This is a genomic window from Shinella sp. GW821-FHT11G07 (assembly GCF_058808115.1).
In genome coordinates, this window is the sequence record NZ_JBXARJ010000003.1 from 502,049 (window position 1) to 520,222 (window position 18,174).

The window sequence follows — 18,174 nt, forward strand, 5'->3', positions numbered from 1 at the left end:
CTGCGCCACCGCTTTCCGGATGCCATGTCAGTCCCCCTCGCCGAACAGCGCATCGAGCATGGCCGTATCGAACCCGCCAGCATCCAGGCGGTTTTCCATGAGGCCGAAACCCTGGTCGAGCTCCCAATAGGCCCAGCCGATGCCGCTCGTTTCGGCCGCCTTGCGCACGGCGCGTGTCCAGGCCATGCGGCTTTGTGCATCGACACAGAAATCCAGCACACCGAACTCGTTGAGCATCACCGGGCAACCGGATCGTTCCGACCAGCGCGCGGCCTGCTCGAACACCGCACGGACAGAAGCCTCCGTCCAGGGCGTCGCCAATTGCTCTTCCACCAGGGCGGCGGCTTCTTCGTCGCCGGACGCACGAAGGGCTGCAAGGCGCGCGTGGACAGTCGCCGTTTCCCGCGTGGCCGGAAACGGCAGACCGGAGATGCGTGCAAGCGGCGATGTGCCCCAGCTCTGGCATTGGTGGGTGAAGGCCATGGGTGCGTAAAAATGCACCGAAGCGATCTGGTTGTCATCGGAGAGCGGCGGCGTGGCATCGAGCTGCCAGATGCCCTGGTCCGGTGCCGGTCCCCAGATAAGGGTATGGTCGGGGCAGGTGCTGCGGACGGTTTGCGCAAGGCGATCCCGGAGGGCCAGCCAGGCCGTGTTTTCCATCGGCGGCTCGTTCAAAAGCTCGGGATAGACCCTGTCGGCCGGCAGGTCGGCAATGACGGCGCGCAAGCTTTCCCATCCGCGCAGCACGCGCTCGCCGGCCGCTGCCGTATCTTGAAGAAAGAGCGCATGAAGATCGGCGGCGGGATGCATGTCCACGAGGACGGCAAAGCCCCGGTCGGCGAGCGCCGAAACGGCCTCCCGGATATCCCGCAACCCGGCCCCGTTTTCGGAAAGCACACCGCCGCAATCGACCGGCAGCCGGACGGTCCTGAATCCATGGTGAAACAGCGTGTCCAACACGCCATCGGCCGGAGCCAGCCCGTCTTCCCGATCGAGCCATCCCGGTATGTTGATGCCGCGGGACGGAAGAGATCGGGATTGCGCCAGAATCGGTCGCGACGGCAAGGCCGTGGCCAGCACGGCCGCACCTGCAAGCGCGAGCGCCTTCCGCCGCGAGACCGCGCCGGCCGGCTTCACCGCGCGCTCCTGCGCCATCGAACAACGGCATCGTTCGCCGCGCCCGCAGCGCGCTCGGCGTCAAGCACGAGCGTCGCGCTTCGCGCCGCGCCCTCATTGCCGAGACGCTGGTGCAGCAGGCCGTTTGCTTCCGCCACGTCGTCCGCGGCATCGAGCACGAAGAGCATGCGCTCGACATCCGGAAACAGCGCGGCATCCCAATCCGCATCCGCAAGCGACGGCCCAAGCAGGAGCACGAAATCATAGTCGCCGGCATCCGCAAGGCCCGCGCCGAGAACGAAAGGCTCTCGACGTCCCTTGCCGCCGTCGAATGCGCGAACGAGTGTCGGCAGGCCGCTCGCGCCGTTGATGAACACGCCCGCGCCAAGCTCCGGGGCCGCATCGGGCTGGCCGGGGCGCGGCGCGCCGCTCAGTTCGACCACCAGCACGTTCTGGCCGGCCTGCTGCAGGCCGATGCCGATCATCGCGCCAGCCAGTTTGGCGTCGGGCGCGTTTCGCAGCGGGGAGACGAGCAGCACATAGGGCGGGGCATGTTCGGTCAAGAGCGCGAGGATGCGCCGGACGAGTTTGAGCGTTTCCTGCGAAAAGGCCTCGCCGCCGCGCTGGAGAAACCGCCGCCGCATGGCGCGGATGCGCGACGATGCGCCGGCACTCGCCAATCCCGGCAATTCGTAGCGGCCAAGACTGATCGGGACGACCTCGGACCGCGCCGGGACGCGGCGGCTGGCCAAGGGCGTTATCGCCGCTTCGTCAGGGTCGGGGCCGGGATCGCGCTCGCCCCTCTCGACCGGCCCCCGCGCCACGGCAATGCCGGCGCCAACGAGGAGCCCAAGAGCGGCGCTGACCGGCAGGAGCAGCAGCGGCGTCGGCCAGGTGGGCTGCACTGGCGGGGCGGCGAAACCGATCACCTTCGCCTCGGAGAGCTGGAGCCCGCGCATCTGCGACGTTTCCTCCGCCCGCTTCAGGACATCGTCGAGCACGGTGCGGGCCGCCTGCGCCGTCGCCTCAAGCCGCCGCAGCTCCACCCGCGCGGCGTCGGCAGTGCGGGACGTTTCGCGCAAGGTTTCGAGCTTGGCCTCGAGTGCCGCGACCGTCTGCGTGGAGAGGTCGTATTTCGCGTTCAGCTCCTGTTTGATGCGGCCGGCCTCGGTGCCCATCAGGCCGGCGGTCTTTTCCAGCTCGGAGCGCAGCCGGCGGATCGTCGGGTGGCGCGACTGATAGACCGTTTCCGCGCTGGCAAGTGCGGCCGCGCGCTGGTTGTAGTCGGTGCGCAAGGTGTCGATCGCGTCGGAGGAGACGATCTGCGACAGCCGGGCGAGACCGGCCGGCGAGGCGCCTGCCGCCAGTGCCTGGTCGTATTTGTCCTTTGCCTGATCGGCACCCGCGCGCGCCGCGATCACTTGCGCGGTCACCTGGTCGATCTGAGATTGCAGGGTGCCGCCGGCCGCCGCATCGAGAAGCCCGTGCCGCACCTTGAAATCGCCCGTGGCGCGCTCGGCCTCGGCGACGTTCTTCTGCAGCGAACCCACCCGGTCGGCAAGCAGGGCGCTGACATCGCTGTTGGCGTTTTCGCGGTCTCCCGCAAGACCCGCCTTGTAGTAGTCGACAATGGCATTGGCGATCCGCGCAGCTTTGTCCGCCGACTCGGATTTCATGCTGACCTCGATGACATAGGTCAGTCCCGCCCGCTCCACGGAGACGCGTTTCTCGAACCGCTTGAAGACCGTATCCTTGCCGGCTCCGCCCGAGCCGAGGAACGACAGCAAGCCGCCATCGGTGAATTCCGGGTCGTCGGCGAGGCCTTCGCTTTCGAACACCGCCATCAGCAGGTCACGCGATTCGATCACGAAAACCTGGCTTGCAACGGCTGCGCTGTCCGGGCCAATGCCGGGCAGGACGCTCTCGAAACGCGTGGACCGTGCATCGCGCGGGTCGATCAGGATCGATGCCGTCGCGGTGTAGGTCGGTTTCGTCACCGCGAGATAGGCGATTGCCAGCAAGACGGCGACACCGACGCTCGCCAGCACCGTCAGCCGGCGCTGCCAGAGCGTCCGCCAGACGGCGCCCACGTCGAACAGGGGCGGAAAGCTGCTTTTTTCGATCTGCTGCGCTGCCATTTCCGCCGTCTCTGTCCCTGCGGTTGTGCCTGGAACTATCGGCAATCAGCGTTAGCTCTTCGTTAAAATTCCACCATAAGCATCATTTCACTTTCTGAAAGTAACCATTACGCGAGTTTCTCGTGGCGCAGTTGCCCCGTTTTGGCGTATCTGGGGATGGTCAAATCGGGAGCCGAGCGTCATGGCGCGCAGGAACGAAAGCAGTCGACGGGCAGGGCCGGGTGCCAGGCTGCCGATTGGCGTGCTGGCACGGAACGGCGTTGCGGCGGGCGTCATCAAGCTCGCCAGTGCCGGCCTGTCCTTCCTGATGCTGGCAGCGGCAGCCATGGTGACCGACGAGCGGCAATTCGGCCTTTACAGCACGGCCTATGCCGGCGCGAGCCTGGTGTCCTTCTTCTCGCTGATCGGTCAGCATGCCGTGGTGCTGCGCTTCTGGCCGCAATATGCCGGCAGCGACGACCAGCCAGCCGCCAATGCCCTCATGGCGCGCGCCATGCTGGTGGCATTGGCCGGGCTCGTCCTCTCCAGCCTTCTCGTCGGTGCGATTGCGTTCCTTCCCCTCGCCCCGGACGTGCCGGAATGGCGGCCACTATGCCTTGCCACCGCCGTGCTGGCCTTCGCACTCGGCTGGTCGGAATTCACCTCCTGTGCCTTGCGCGCCAAGAACGCGCTGTTCAGCGGCCTGCTGCCGCGTGACATCTTCTGGCGCGTCACAGGAATTGCGGCGTTCGCTGCGGCTGCCCTTCTCGCCACCGGCATGAGCGCCGTCGCGGCGACCTATCTCACCGCCCTGCTGCTGTTCGCCTGCGTCCTGCCGCAGACCATCGTCCTGCTGCGTGACACGTTTGGCGCAGCGCGCGGGCCGCTCAGCGCCGCGCAGAAGGCGGAATTCATGAGCGTGACCTTTGGCCTCTGGGGCGTCACCGCCCTGCCGCCGGCGCTCAGCCAGGCGAGCACATTGCTCGTCGCGGTCATCCTCGGCCCGGAAGCGGCCGGTGCGATCTTCGTCGCCGACCGCATCATGCGCCTTGCCATCCTCGCCCTCACCGGCATCAACCAGGCGATTGCACCGCAGATTTCCAGCAGTTTCTACCGGGGCGACCGCCAGCATGTGCAGCGCATAACCGGCCTGACCGCCATCGGCGGCTTTGCCACCGCCCTTCTCATGCTGGCGATCTTCATCGTCTTCGGCAAACCGATCCTGGCCATCTTCCAACCGGCCTACGCGACGGACACCATTCATGCGGTGCTGGTCATTCTCGGTATCGGCGCCCTCGTCGGCACGGCCTGCGGGCCGACCGAACTCCTCCTGCAACTGACCGGCCTGCAACGGGCGCTTTTCCGAACCCTGATCGTCGTCAATTCGGCCGGGCTCGCTCTGACCGCGCTTCTCACCTACGGCATCGGCCCTATCGGCGCTGCGCTGGGCATTGCAGGCACCCTGATGGCGTGGTGCGTCACGGGCGTGACCATCGCCCGCCGCCGGCTCGGCATCGACCCTTCGATCCTCGGTTTTTTTACGGGACCGGATGCGACGACCGTGCGAACCGTCCTGAAAGGTCGCGCATGAAAATCATCCAGGTGCAGACACAGGCCGAAGCCGGGGGAGCGCAGCGCGTTTCGGACATGGTGGGTGACGGTCTTCGCGCCCGCGGCCATACCGTGCGCACCGTCTTCCTCTATCGCAAGACCGAGGTCTACGACCGCGATCCCTTCGCCGATTTCATTCTCGATGCACCGCCGAAAGGGCTGGCCGGGCAGGTCCGCGCCGTCATCGGCCTGGTGCGCTATCTTCGCAAGGCGCGGCCGGACGCCGTTCTGTCATTCCAGCACTACGGCAACCTGTTTGGAACGCTCGGCGCCCGCCTCGCCGGCGTGCGGACGATCGTCGCCAACCAGAGCGGGGCTCCACAGGCGCGCGGTGTGCGGGGCCTGCTTACGCAGGTCGACAAATGGATGGGCACGGTCGGTCTTTACCATGTCAATGTCGTCAACTCGGCCTGGACCGCGACGCAGTTCGGCAAGTTCCCGCACGCCTACCGGCGGCGTCTCCGACGCATCGATCACGGTGTCGCTGCTCCCGCCGACGATCACGACAAGGCTGCGGCGCGAGCAGCGTTCGGCCTGCCATCCGATGGCTGGATCGCCGTGACGTCCGGCCGCCTGGCGGCTTCGAAGAACCAGGTAGCACTGGTCGGCGCGTTGGCCAGAATTCCGGATATCCACCTAGCCATCGCCGGCACGGGGCCGGAGCGGGAGGCGCTTCTGGCCTGCGCCGAGCAACTGGGTGTTTCGGGCCGCTTGCACCTCGTCAGCGAGGTGCCACCGGAGCGCATCTTCGCGTTCCTCGCTGCCGGCGATGCCTATGTGTTTTCCTCTCTGACGGAAACGTTCGGCCTCGCCGCCGTCGAGGCGGCGATTGCGGGCCTGCCCCTTGTGGCGAGCGATCTCGACGTGCTGCGTGAAGTGCTCACGACAATGGATGGCGCACCGGCTGCGTTGTTCGTGCGACCGGACGCGGAGGGAATTGCCGGGGGGCTCGCTGAAATCCTGGCGACGCCAACGCTTGCCGCCAGCCTTGCGGCGGCAGGACGCCAGTTGCGGGCGCAATATTCTCCGGCGGCAATGTGCGCCGCCTACGAAGTCCTGCTTCTTTCCGATCGCTTGGGGACGGCGGCGATGCCGTCGATCACCTCGAGCGATGCCGAACGGTTGAGCGTGTGAATTTGCGGATAGGGCCAATCACCATCGGCTAGAATGGGGCGCGGGTCGGACAGGTGCACGGTGGTCGCATCGAGCCTGATCAGTTCGGATAGGCCAAGCCCGCCGCCATAACCGAGCGTGCCGTCCTGAACCGGCAGCAGGAGACGCCCCTCCCGGCCGCGGATGAAGGCGCCGCCGGGACGCGCCCGGCGACGATCGATCAGGATGGGGTTTGCGGCATGCTCCCGCCAGGGACCGAGCAGCGTCGCCGCTTCGAAGACCACCATCGTATCGGACGTGCTGCCATAACCATCGCGGCGTGTGGCGAAGAGCCAGAGCAAATCACCGTGATCGAGCAGCGTCGCGTCGGAGATTTCCCCTTCGACCAGCGTTGCCGCCGGCAGCCATTTGTCCGGAAACTCCGCGGCCTGGTAGAGGGTAAGCCGGCCGCTGGCACTGGCTTCCGGCAGCATCCAGAGAGTTCCGTCGCGCTCGAAAACCTGCGGGTACGAGAGGTGGTGCGGTTCCTCCAGAACGACCCGCGGCGTGAGCGGCGTCCGATCGTCCGTGAACGGCACGACGGAAATCACCGCCTTGCCGACGGCGTGCACGTAGTCCTCCACGAAGAGAAAGGGCTGGCCTTGCCAGTGGACGGCGAAGGGATCGGCATAGAAGCGGTCACCCGCGTCCGGCAGCACAGCCCATCCAGTCCCAAGCCGCCCCGTTTCCGCGACACCCGGCCCATCGATGAACCGATAGCCCACCCGCCAATGGGCCTGGCGATACCGGACACGCCGGAGTGCTTCTCTACCGAGACGGGGTAGAGCCCGGGAAAGATAGGCTGCGAGAAATCCTTCGCCGCTGTCGTCGGATGCGCTCGACACGGTTCCCATGTCTTCGAGCCGGCCTTCCGCGAATGCGCGCACGACCGAGAGAATGAGGGTGACTGCCCGGGCAAACACATCCTCGACCCCGAGCGACGCCGCTTCCCGTCTGTCAACCATCGGAAGGGCACGCCCCACAATGGTCCTGCCGTCCAGGATAGCTTCGAGCACCAGCAGTTCGCCCATGGCAACCGCTCTTGCGACAGCGAGATCAGCGTTGGCGCGATCGAACCGAAGCGTGATGGTCGGGATATTCGAAGGTGGGGCATTGCCGGAGAGGTCCAGCCGAAGCGCGGGTGCACGCGCTCGCATGCGGGCGGGAATCTCCGCCGCCGGCGACGCCAGTGCCCTGTCGAAGCGCCGGAACAGCCGGCGCTCCAGGCCGAGAATGCTGTTCACACCGATTGGCCACGGCGTTGCCGGCGGCGCATGCAACACAGCCACATCGTCATTGCCCATATCGAGCCGGCTGATGATTTGTGCCTGCCAGACGCGCGAGCCGCGCCGGGGAACAACGACGTCGATTGGCAGCATGAAACACCCCCATTAGGGGAGTAATTTTATAGTGCACGCATTAAGGGAGAAATAACGACATTGCTCTCAAGCCACCACGCCAGAACGCCGCCCGCGTCCCCGGCACTTAGCGGCACCCTAATCAACGCTGAACCAAACGCTCATGTCGGCGATTTCCGGCTTCCTCTACATCTTTCGCCAGAGAGCGGCCGCGAAGGCTGTAGGTCGGGAAAACACGAGGGAAGCCGGCATGGCAGTGGAAAAAGTGGATACGCTGGTGATCGGCGCCGGCCAGGCCGGTGTGGCGATGAGCGAACATCTCGGCAAGCGCGGCATTTCCCATCTGGTGCTCGAAAAGAGCCGTATCGCCGAAAGCTGGCGCACCGCGCGCTGGGACAGCCTCGTCGCCAACGGTCCCGCCTGGCACGACCGCTTTCCCGGTATGACCTTCGATATCGAGGACGATGCCTTCGCGCCGAAGGAGCAGGTTGCCGACTATTTCGTGGCCTATGCGGAGAAGATCGACGCGCCAATCCGCACCGGTGTTGAGGTAAGAAGTGTGCGTAAGGACGGCGATACCTTCCATGTCGAAACCTCAGAAGGTTTGATCGAGGCGAAGAACGTGGTCTCCGCCACCGGCGCCTTCCAGCGCCCGATCATGCCGACCGTCGTGCCTGATGAGGAAGGCCTCGTGCAAATCCACTCCAATACCTACCGCAATCCAGGCCAGTTGCCCGAGGGTGCCGTGCTGGTCGTTGGCGCCGGATCCTCTGGCACGCAGATCGCCGACGAACTGCTGCGCGCGGGAAAACGCGTCTATCTCTCCATCGGCCCGCACGACCGGCCGCCCCGGCGCTATCGTGGCAAGGATTTCTGCTGGTGGCTCGGCGTGCTCGGCATCTGGGATCTCAAGGTTCCGGCGCCGAACACCGAACATGTCACCATTGCCGTCAGCGGTGCCTATGGCGGCAACACCGTCGATTTCCGCCGTCTCGGCAATCGCGGCATGACGCTGCTCGGCCGGGCGGAAACCTTCAAGGATGGCGTCCTGCAGATCGCGCCGGACCTTGCCGAGAACATCGCGCGGGGTGACGCCAACCACCTCTCCTTGCTCGACCGCGCCGACGACTATGCCGCGAAGAACAATCTCGACCTTCCGGAAGAACCGGAAGCCCGCCGAAAGGAAGCGGACCCGGCCTGCGTGACCGATCCGATCCTCGCGCTGAACGTGAAAGAAGCCGGCATTACCTCCATCATCTGGGCGACGGGTTATGCGGTGGACTACGCTTGGCTGAAGCTCGATGCCCTCGACGAAAAGGGCCGGCCGGTGCATGAGCGCGGCGTTTCCAAGGTGCCCGGCCTGTTCTTCGTCGGCCTGCCCTGGCTGTCGCGCCGGGCCTCCTCCTTCATCTGGGGCTGCTGGCACGATGCGGATTACCTCGCCGGCTACATCGCCGACCATCGCAGTGCGCAGACGACTGACACCGCAGCCGCAGCATCCTGAGCGGCGTTGCATGTTGCCCGCCGGGAGGAAGCAAACGTGCCATGATCCGAGACCCAGATCCCCGTGACGACCGGCTCGTCCACAGCCTTGAGGACGGCGCCCTTTCCGCGCGCGCAAATCTGTTCCTTAATTGGGGCCTGAACAGGGGAACAGACATGGTCTTGCGCTTCACGCTCCGGCAACTGGAATATCTCGTCGCGGTCGGCGAATACGGCTCCGTGACGGAGGCTGCCGAACGGGTGAATGTGTCCGCCCCTTCGGTCTCGGCGGCGATCTCGCAGCTCGAAAAGGAGTTCGGCATCACCCTTTTCGTGCGCCGCCACGCGCACGGGCTTTCGCTGTCGCAGGCGGGGCGCAGTTTTGTCGATCAGGCGCGGCAGATTCTCGGCGAAGCGGCCAAGCTCAACGCGCTTTCGAATGAGCTGACCGGGCAGGTGCGCGGGCCGCTGCATGTCGCCTGTCTCGTCACCTTCGCCCAGGCCGTCATCCCGGCGCTGCGCCGCGCCTTTTCCGATGAATATCCGGACGTCGATTTCTTCCAGTACGAGCGCGACCAGGCGCGCATTCTCGAAGGGTTGCGCATGGCGCGCTTCGACATCGCGCTTTCCTACGACCTCGACATTCCCGCCGACATCGCCTTCCATGAGCTGGCGGTCCTGCCGCCCTATGCAGTGCTGCACGAGGATCACCCGCTGGCGGGGCGCTCCGAGGTGACGATCCAGGACCTCGCGCCGCACCCGATGATCCTGCTCGACCTGCCGCACAGTTCGGCCTACTTCGTCTCGCTTTTTCGCGATGCGGGCCTCGCGCCGCATATCGTCGAGCGCACGCGGGATATGTCCGTCATGCGCGCCATGGTCGCCAATCGCTTCGGCTATTCCATCGCCAATATCAGACCCGTCTCCACCTATGCGCTGGATGGTGGCAGGCTCTCCTTCGTGCCGCTGACCGGCAACCTGCGCCCCATGCGCATGGGCATCCTCGCCATGAGCGGCGCCAGCCCGGCACTCACCGTGCGGCGCTTCATCGATTTCTGCGGCGAAAAGATCGGCGACATGGTCATGGACCTGCCGGTTTCCGCCGACGCCCATTCAGAACAGAAAGGCATTTCATGACCACGACCATCGACTGGCGCGCCCGCGCCAAAAACCTGAAATTTCGCAGCGGCGTCTATATTGACGGCCGGTTCCGCGATGCGGCGAAGGGCGGGCGGTTTGAAACCATCAATCCTGCCAATGCGCAGGTGTTGACGGACGTGGCCCGCGGCACTGCGGAAGATATCGACGCCGCCGTCGCCTCCGCCCGCCGCGCCTTCAACGACGGCCGCTGGTCGGGCAAGTCACCGGCCGAACGCAAGGAGGTGCTGCTGCGCCTCGCAGCCCTCATCCGCGAAAACATCCCGGAACTGGCGCTTCTCGAAACCCTCGACGTCGGCAAGCCGATCAGCGACAGCTCGACCATCGATGCGCCCGGCTCGGCGCATTTCTTCCAGTGGCATGCCGAGGCGATCGACAAGCTCTACGATGAGATCGCCCCCACCGGCCGTGGCGACCTCGCGCTCATCCGCCGCGTGCCGCTCGGCGTCATCGGCGCCGTCGTGCCGTGGAATTTCCCGCTCGACATGGCGACGTGGAAGCTCGCACCGGCGCTCGCCACCGGCAATTCTGTCGTGCTGAAGCCGGCGGAACAATCGCCGCTCTCCGCCCTCATGCTGGCCGAACTCGCCTCCGAGGCCGGACTGCCGGATGGCGTGCTCAACGTCGTGCCCGGCTTCGGCGAGGATGCCGGCCGGGCGCTCGGCCTGCATCCGGATGTCGATGCGCTGGTGTTCACCGGCTCGACCAAGGTCGGCAAACTCTTCATGACCTATGCCGGGCAGAGCAACATGAAGCAGGTCTGGCTGGAGACGGGCGGCAAGTCGCCGAGCCTCGTCTTTGCTGATGCCGACCTCGACAAAGCGGCCGAGATGGCGGCCTTCGGCATCCTGTTCAACTCCGGCGAGGTTTGTTCCGCCAACTCCCGCCTGCTGGTGCACCGCTCCGTGCAGGAAGAATTCACCGCAAAGCTGATTGCGGCAACGGCCGCCTGGCCGCTTGGCGATCCGCTCGACCCTGCCACCCGCATGGGTCCGCTGGTCGAGAAAGCGCATGCCGACCGCGTGGCTGATTACATCGAGATCGGCCGCTCGGAAGCCCGGCTGGCGCATGGCGGCGCACGCGAGACGCGGGACGGGTCGGATTGCTACATCCAGCCGACGATCTTCAACGAGGTTGCGCCGGACGCCCGCATCGCGCGGGAAGAAATCTTCGGCCCCGTGCTCGCCATCACGCCATTCGACAGCGACGAGGAGGCGCTGCGGATCGCCAACGACAACGAATACGGCCTCGCCGCCTCGGTCTGGACGCGGGATCTGTCGCGGGCGCTTTCCGTTTCCGACCGGCTAAATGCCGGCACGGTCTCGGTCAACACAGTCGATGCGCTGTCGGCCATGACGCCGTTCGGCGGCATGAAACAGTCGGGTTTCGGCCGCGACCTGTCGATTCACAGCTTCGACAAGTACTGCGCGCTCAAAACCGTGTGGGTGAAATACTAGGCACCTGCCCGCTCCGGTGACACCGCATCGCCCGGATTTCAACCATCGACAGCGCCGGTCCCCTTATGCGCCCTCTTGCGCGAACGGGGATCGGTGTTCGACCCTTCACAACCAGCTGAAAATAAACGAGAATTTCTCGACCGTCAGATGACGGCCGCACCTTCGCGCTCAGATTGAAATCACGCACTGCCACACGGCGAACTCTGATTAGTCTGAACCTAATCCATGTTTCCGGAACGCGTCATTTACCGGAAGCCCGTTGCCCAATCCTATAGACCCAGAAACTCCGAGGACTGCCATGCGTGACGCCAAATACGATATCCTGTTCGAACCTGTTGCGATCGGCCCGCACGTCGCGAAGAACCGGTTCTACCAGGTGCCGCATTGCAACGGCGGCGGCTATCGCGATCCATCCGCGGCTGCCGCCATGCGCGGCATCAAGTCGGAAGGTGGCTGGGGGGTCATCTTCACCGAGCAGACCGAGATGCACCACACCTCGGAAATCACGCCCTTCATCGAGCTGCGTCTGTGGGAAGACAAGGACATTCCGGGCCTTCGCCGCATGTCCGACGCCATGAAAGTGCACGGCGCATTGGCCGGCATTCAGCTTGCCTATTCCGGCATCAACGGCCCGAACTTTTATACCAAGGAAGTGCCACTCGCGCCCTCGGCGCTGCCGATCCGCACCTTCACCAACGATCCGGTGCAGGCCCGCGCGCTCGACAAGGCGGAGATCAAGGACCTGCGCCGCTGGTTCGTCAACGCGGCGAAACGCTCGAAGATCGCCGGCTTCGACCTGATCTGTCTTTACGGCGCGCACGGGTTCGGGATCTTCCAGCACTTTCTCTCGCGCGCCACCAACCAGCGCACCGATGAATACGGTGGAAGCCTCGAAAACCGCTCGCGCTTCGCCCGTGAAGTCGTCGCCGATATCCGCGACGCCGTTGGCGACACGACGGCGATCACCATGCGCGTCAGCCTCGACGAGACGATCGGCGAACTCGGCTTCTCCAATGCCGAAGTGCGCGAATTCGTCGAGATGAACGCCGACCTGCCGGACCTCTGGGACCTGGCGCACGGCGCCTGGGAAGACTGTTCCGGCCCCTCGCGTTTCAAAGAGGAAGGCGCGCAGGAACTGCTGGTCAAGGGTATCCGCGAACTCTCCACCCGGCCTGTCGTCGGCGTCGGCCGTTTCACCTCGCCGGACGTGATGGCGCGCATGATCCGCCAGGGCGTGCTCGATTTCATCGGCTGTGCCCGTCCCTCGATTGCCGATCCCTTCCTGCCGAAGAAGATCGAGGAAGGCCGCATCGAGGATATCCGCGAATGCATCGGCTGCAACATGTGCATTACCGGCGACATGACCATGTCGATCAGCCGCTGCACGCAGAACCCGACCTTCATGGAAGAGTGGCGCAAGGGATGGCACCCGGAACGCATGAATGCGAAGGGCGACAGCCAGACGATTCTCGTCGTCGGCGCCGGCCCGGCCGGCCTGGAAGCCACCCGCGCGCTCTCCGTGCGTGGTTATGACGTGACGCTCGCCGAGGCCACCACGACGCTCGGCGGCCGCGTGGCGCGCGAACGCCTGCTGCCCGGCCTTTCGGCCTGGGGCCGCGTTGTCGATTACCGCCAGTACCAGATTTCCCAGCGCACCAATGTGGAAACCTATTTCGACAGCCGGCTGACCGCCGAGGATGTGCTTGCCTTCGGTTTCGAGCATGTCGCCATCGCCACCGGCTCGCACTGGCGCCGCGACGGTGTCGCCCGCCAGCATGTCGTGCCCATGCCGATCGATCCGGCGATGACCGTCTTCACGCCGGACGACATCATGGCAAAGGCGCATGGCGAAACCCTCGCCGGCAAGACCGTCGTGGTCTATGACGACGACCACTACTACATGGGCGGCGTCATGGCCGAGGTGATGGCGAAGGCCGGCGCCAAGGTCATTCTCGTCACCCCATCGGCCTATGTGTCCGACTGGACGCGCAACACGCTGGAACAGGGCGCCATCCATGTGCGCCTCGACGATCTCGGCGTCGACATCCGCCTGAACCGCGGCGTCACCGCCATCCGCGCCGGCGAGGTCGAGACCAACTGCAGCTATACCGGCCGGCGCAACGTGATCGGTTGCGATGCGGTTGTCATGGTTGCCTCGCGGCTTTCGGAAGATGCGCTCTACAATGATCTTCTCGCACGCCAAAGCGACTGGGCGGATGCGGGGATCAAAAGCGTAAAAATCATCGGCGATGCGGAAGCCCCCGCGCCAATCGCCTGGGCAACCTATGCCGGCCACCGCTACGCACGGGAACTCGACACGCCGGATATCGGCGATGCCCTGCCCTTCCGCCGCGAAGTCACCCAACTCGAGCCGGCGTGAGGAGAGACGGATGAACAAGGCCATCGAAGTGAAATCGGTCTCGAAGAGCTTCGGGGCCTATCAGGCGCTGAAATCCGTCAGCTTCGACATCGGCAACAACGAGTTCTTCACGATGCTCGGCCCGTCGGGCTGCGGCAAGACTACGCTACTGCGCATGCTCGCCGGCTTCGAAAGCCCGGACTCGGGCTCGATCCTGCTCAACAGTGAGGAGGTCGTCGCCATCCCGCCGCACAAGCGGCGCGTCAACACGGTGTTCCAGAGCTATGCGCTGTTCCCGCACATGACGCTGGAGCAGAACGTCGCCTACGGGCTGGAAAACCTCGGCTGGGAAACGGTGCGCATCAAAAACCGCGTCGGCGAGATGCTGGAGCGCGTGCATATGGGCGCGATGGCCAAGCGCAAGCCGGCCCAGCTTTCCGGCGGCCAGCGCCAGCGCATTGCATTGGCCCGCGCGCTGGCGCCGGAACCGGAGGTTCTGCTGCTCGACGAGCCGCTCTCGGCGCTCGACCTGAAGCTCCGGCAGGCGATGCGCGACGAGCTGCGCACGCTCCAGCGCGACACCGGCATCACCTTCGTCTTCGTCACGCACGATCAGGAAGAGGCGCTCGACATGTCGGACCGCATCGCCGTGCTCGGCGGTGGCGACGTACAGCAGATCGGCACGCCAACGGAAATCTACGAGGAGCCGGTCAACCGCTTCGTCGCCGATTTCGTCGGCGAGACGAATTTTCTCGACGTCGAGGTGCTGGAAGCCACCGGTGGACAGGCGACCATCCGCACACCCTTCGGCGTGGCGCTCACCGTGCCCTCCACCGGCCATGCCGCCAAGGGGCGCGCGACGCTCTCGGTGCGCCCGGAAAAGATCAACCTCGGCGACCAGGCGCAGGGCATCATCTTCGAGGGCCGGATCACCAACAAGAACTATATGGGCGGCTATACCCATTACACGCTGGACGTTGCCGGCACGGAGCTGCGCGCCTCCCGCCGCAATGCGTCCCGCGAGGGGGATACGATCGCGCTCGGCGCGACCGTTCCGGTGGGCTTCGTCGCGGGCTCGGCGCGGGTGCTTGCGGCATGAGCGATACCGCCCTCCACGCCCCCGCCGGAACGGACTGCGCCCCGCGCGCCCGTTTCTGGCATGACCTTTCCTTCTGGGGGTTGCTGCCCTCATGGCTGCTGATGGGTTTTGCGCTCATCCTGCCCATCTTCATCATCGCCGCCGTTTCGCTCGCCACGCGCGGCGCCCATGGCGGCTTCGCCTGGGACGTCAACCTCGCCGGCTATCGCCAGATCCTGTTCAACGAGGGCTGGACGGGCGAGCTGGAATTCACCCCGCAGTATCTGCTGATCATCGTCCGCACCTTCGCGCTCGCCGGCGCGACCACGCTGATCTGCCTCGTCTTCGCCGTGCCGGTTGCCTATTTCATCTCGCGCCAGCCGCCGGGTCGCAAGGCGATCCTCGTCTATCTGGTGACGCTGCCTTTCTGGGTCTCGATGATCCTGCGCGTCTATGCCTGGATGATCATTCTCGGCAAGGACGGCACGCTGCCGCGCCTGCTGGAAACGCTCGGTTTTCCCGCCGGCATGAGTTTCATGTTCAACGACGGCGCGACGCTGACGGCGATGGTCTACACCGCCATGCCGCTAATGGTGCTGCCGGTCTTCGCCTCCATCGAAAAGCTCGACGGCACGCTGATCGAGGCCTCGCACGATCTCTACGGCAATCGCTGGGTGACGCTACGTCGGGTCATCCTGCCGCTGACAGCACCCGGTATCGTCGCTGGCGCCATCCTCGTCTTCGTGCCGGCGCTTGGGGCGGTGCTGGAGCCGACGCTGATGGGCGGCGGCAAGCAGATGATGATGGGTTCGCTGATCCAGCTGCAATTCGGCGGCGGCCGCAACTGGCCCTTCGGCGCGGCCATCGCCATGGCCTTGATGGCGCTCGTCATGGTCTTCCTGATCTTTACCGCGCTGCGCGCCGCCCGTCGGGAGGCCCTGCCATGAGCACCCGCCACGACGTCAAGCACTATCCCGGCCTCGGCCCGTTCACGGCCCTCTTCTTCGTCTATCTCTACGCGCCACTTGCGGTGATCGTGGTCTATTCGTTCAATGCCAACCGGGTTGCCGGTGTGTGGACGGGGTTTTCCCTGCAATGGTACGGCTCGGCGCTCAACAATGCGGCGCTGATGAGCGCGCTGGAGACGTCGCTGATCGTGGCGGCGATCGCGACCGTCGTCTCCACGCTGATCGCGCTCTCCGCCGCACTCGCCATCATCCGCGGCAAGAATGTGCGCTTCCGCAAGCTTTCGGAGACGGTGGTCAATCTGCCGCTGCTGTTGCCGGAAATCGTGCTGGCCGTCGCCACCCTCATCCTGTTCTCGCTCATCGACGTGCAGAACGGCATGCTGCGGCTGACCATCGCCCATTCCGCCTTCTGCACGCCCTTCGCCTTCCTGCCGATCCGCGCGCGCCTGCAAGGCATGTCGCTCGATCTCGAAGAGGCGAGCGCCGACCTCTATGCCGACCGCTGGACGACGTTTCGCCGCGTGACGCTGCCCTTGATCTTTCCGGGCGTCTTTTCCGGCGCCATGCTCGCCTTCCTGATCTCGATGGACGACTTCATCACCTCGAACCTGCTGTCGACCGGCGGCTCGACGACGTTGCCCGTCTACATCTTCTCGCTGATCCGCGCCGGCACCTCGCCTGAGCTGAACGCCATCGCGACGCTGCTGATCCTTGCCTCGCTCATCCTGGCCACTGCAGCGCTTCTCGTCGCTGCGCGCGGCGTCCGTGACAATGCCTGAACCATAATCAAAGAGAGGAACATAAAATGAAGACGTACTTTGCAGCCACAGCCCTCGCACTCTGCTTTGCCACCGCCGCGCAGGCGGAGGGGCAATTGAACATCTACGCCTGGGCCGAATCCATCTCCCCGGCGCTGATCGAAAAATTCTCCAAGGAGAACGACGTCAAGGTGAATGTCGACAGCTTCACCTCGAACGAGGACCTGCTGACCAAGCTGCAGGCCGGCTCCTCCGGCTATGACATCGCCACGCCTTCGCAGCACTTTCTGCGCGTGATGATCGACCAGGGCATCATCGAGAATTTCGGGGCCAGCAAGTTGAAGGCCTTCGAGAACATCGAGCAGAAATGGCGCAATCAGTGGTGGGACGAGACGCAGGACTATTCGATCCCGCTCGCCTATGGCACCGCCGGTTTCGTGGTGAACACAGAGCAATACAAGGGCCCGACCGACAGTTTTAAATATTTCTTCGAGCCGGATGGCGAACTGAAGGGCAAGATCGCCCTCTTGTCCTATCCTGACGAGGTGATCGGCGCCGCCCAGCTCTATCTCGGCGTGCCCTTCTGCTCGGAGGACCAGGCGGAGATGAAGAAGGTGCTGGATCTTCTGATGGCGCAGAAGCCGTCGGTCGCCGCCTATTCCTCTGACAATATCGCAAGCCGCCTCGCCTCCGGCGAAGTCTCGGCGCATTTCTGGTGGGATGGCGATTCGCTCAGGGCCCGCAAGGCCGGCTCACCCGTCAGCCTTGCCATGACCAAGGAAGGCCTCGTCGGCTGGATGGACAGCTACGTCGTTCCGAAGGGTGCGCCGAACCGCGACAATGCGGTGAAGTTCGTTGAGTTCATGTCGACTTTGGAAAACGCCACGGAACAGATGAACTTCTACTCCCACTCCTCGCCGATGAAGGTCATCCAGGAAAAGGTCGTCAACACCAAGGAAACGGCGCCGGAGCTCTATCCTGAAGTGCCGATCACCTTCTCACGCACCTGCTCGGCCGCCGCACAGGATCTGGTGACCCGCGTCTGGACCCAACTCCTGCAATAATCCCGATTACGCGCCGCGGGTATCAAGCTCCCGCGGCGCGTTGACAGCCTCAGCCATCAAGGAGACATCCATGCCCGTGCACACCCGCATCCGTCCGTTCAACACCAAGGAAACCTATCCGGAGCAGAAGCTCAACAACGACCTCTGCCAGGCGGTGGTGGCGCGGGGGGCGACGGTTTTCGTGCGTGGGCAGATTTCGCAGGATCTCGATACGCGTGAAAGCCTGCATATCGGCGATGCCGGCGCGCAAGCCCGCAAGGCCATGGAAAACATCAAGATGCTGCTGGAAGAGGCGGGCTCCGATCTCAGCCATATCTGCCGCGTTGTCGTCTACCTGATCGACATCCGTTACCGCGAGGCGGTCTATATGGAGATGGGCAAATACCTCCAGGGCGTGTTCCCCGTCTCGACGGGCCTCGTCGTTTCCGCCCTTGCCCGGCCGGAATGGCTGGTCGAGATCGAAGCGACCGCCGTCATTCCAGACGAAGCGTGAGGA

The 18,174-nt window shown here is 64.8% G+C and carries 14 protein-coding genes; 11 read left to right on the forward strand and 3 right to left on the reverse strand.

The features are described from left to right. Window positions 1-27 precede the first annotated feature (27 nt). On the reverse strand, window positions 28-1,137 hold the full coding sequence (locus AC1RT2_RS08915; protein ID WP_493101194.1) for a glycoside hydrolase family 5 protein: 1,110 nt from the start codon (window positions 1,135-1,137) through the stop codon (window positions 28-30). After that, window positions 1,134-3,254, reverse strand: coding sequence for a GumC family protein (locus tag AC1RT2_RS08920; RefSeq protein WP_493101196.1), 2,121 nt, complete (start codon window positions 3,252-3,254; stop codon window positions 1,134-1,136). Before AC1RT2_RS08920 ends, AC1RT2_RS08915 begins: the two co-directional genes overlap by 4 nt. 181 nt (window positions 3,255-3,435) lie before the next feature. On the opposite strand from AC1RT2_RS08920, the gene AC1RT2_RS08925 reads away from it, so the two are divergent. Next, window positions 3,436-4,824, forward strand: a complete 1,389-nt coding sequence (locus tag AC1RT2_RS08925) for a lipopolysaccharide biosynthesis protein (RefSeq protein ID WP_493101198.1) — start codon at window positions 3,436-3,438, stop codon at window positions 4,822-4,824. Beyond that, window positions 4,821-5,978, forward strand: a complete 1,158-nt coding sequence (locus AC1RT2_RS08930) for a glycosyltransferase family 4 protein (RefSeq protein ID WP_493101200.1) — start codon at window positions 4,821-4,823, stop codon at window positions 5,976-5,978. Before AC1RT2_RS08925 ends, AC1RT2_RS08930 begins: the two co-directional genes overlap by 4 nt. On the opposite strand, the gene AC1RT2_RS08935 is transcribed toward AC1RT2_RS08930, so the two are convergent. Next, window positions 5,891-7,375, reverse strand: a complete 1,485-nt coding sequence (locus AC1RT2_RS08935) for a glucosamine inositolphosphorylceramide transferase family protein (protein ID WP_493101202.1) — start codon at window positions 7,373-7,375, stop codon at window positions 5,891-5,893. The genes AC1RT2_RS08930 and AC1RT2_RS08935 overlap by 88 nt on opposite strands. Before the next feature lie 229 nt (window positions 7,376-7,604). On the opposite strand from AC1RT2_RS08935, the gene AC1RT2_RS08940 reads away from it, so the two are divergent. From AC1RT2_RS08940 to AC1RT2_RS08980, 9 genes are all read left to right on the forward strand, one after another. Next, entirely contained in the window at window positions 7,605-8,858 is a 1,254-nt protein-coding gene (locus AC1RT2_RS08940; protein WP_493101204.1) for a flavin-containing monooxygenase, read from the forward strand. Between the two features lie 155 nt (window positions 8,859-9,013). Further along, window positions 9,014-9,973, forward strand: a complete 960-nt coding sequence (locus AC1RT2_RS08945; protein WP_493101206.1) for a LysR family transcriptional regulator — start codon at window positions 9,014-9,016, stop codon at window positions 9,971-9,973. After that, a complete protein-coding gene (locus tag AC1RT2_RS08950) occupies window positions 9,970-11,451 on the forward strand; it encodes an aldehyde dehydrogenase (RefSeq protein ID WP_493101208.1) in 1,482 nt (493 codons plus the stop codon). Before AC1RT2_RS08945 ends, AC1RT2_RS08950 begins: the two co-directional genes overlap by 4 nt. Before the next feature lie 298 nt (window positions 11,452-11,749). Continuing rightward, window positions 11,750-13,831 carry an oxidoreductase gene (locus AC1RT2_RS08955; protein ID WP_493101210.1) on the forward strand — a complete coding sequence of 694 codons (2,082 nt, stop codon included), beginning with the start codon at window positions 11,750-11,752 and terminating at the stop codon, window positions 13,829-13,831. A gap of 10 nt (window positions 13,832-13,841) precedes the next feature. After that, complete coding sequence (locus AC1RT2_RS08960) at window positions 13,842-14,909, forward strand: ABC transporter ATP-binding protein (protein ID WP_493101212.1); 1,068 nt, start codon at window positions 13,842-13,844, stop codon at window positions 14,907-14,909. After that, complete coding sequence (locus AC1RT2_RS08965; RefSeq protein WP_493101214.1) at window positions 14,906-15,835, forward strand: ABC transporter permease; 930 nt, start codon at window positions 14,906-14,908, stop codon at window positions 15,833-15,835. Before AC1RT2_RS08960 ends, AC1RT2_RS08965 begins: the two co-directional genes overlap by 4 nt. Next, window positions 15,832-16,635 carry an ABC transporter permease gene (locus AC1RT2_RS08970; protein ID WP_493101216.1) on the forward strand — a complete coding sequence of 268 codons (804 nt, stop codon included), beginning with the start codon at window positions 15,832-15,834 and terminating at the stop codon, window positions 16,633-16,635. The genes AC1RT2_RS08965 and AC1RT2_RS08970 overlap by 4 nt, the downstream gene beginning before the upstream one ends. Before the next feature lie 26 nt (window positions 16,636-16,661). After that, window positions 16,662-17,678, forward strand: coding sequence for an extracellular solute-binding protein (locus tag AC1RT2_RS08975; RefSeq protein WP_493101218.1), 1,017 nt, complete (start codon window positions 16,662-16,664; stop codon window positions 17,676-17,678). A 70-nt stretch (window positions 17,679-17,748) separates the two neighbouring features. Next, window positions 17,749-18,171 (forward strand): RidA family protein, encoded by a 423-nt coding sequence (locus tag AC1RT2_RS08980; RefSeq protein WP_444798660.1) that lies wholly within the window; start codon window positions 17,749-17,751, stop codon window positions 18,169-18,171. Window positions 18,172-18,174 lie beyond the last annotated feature (3 nt).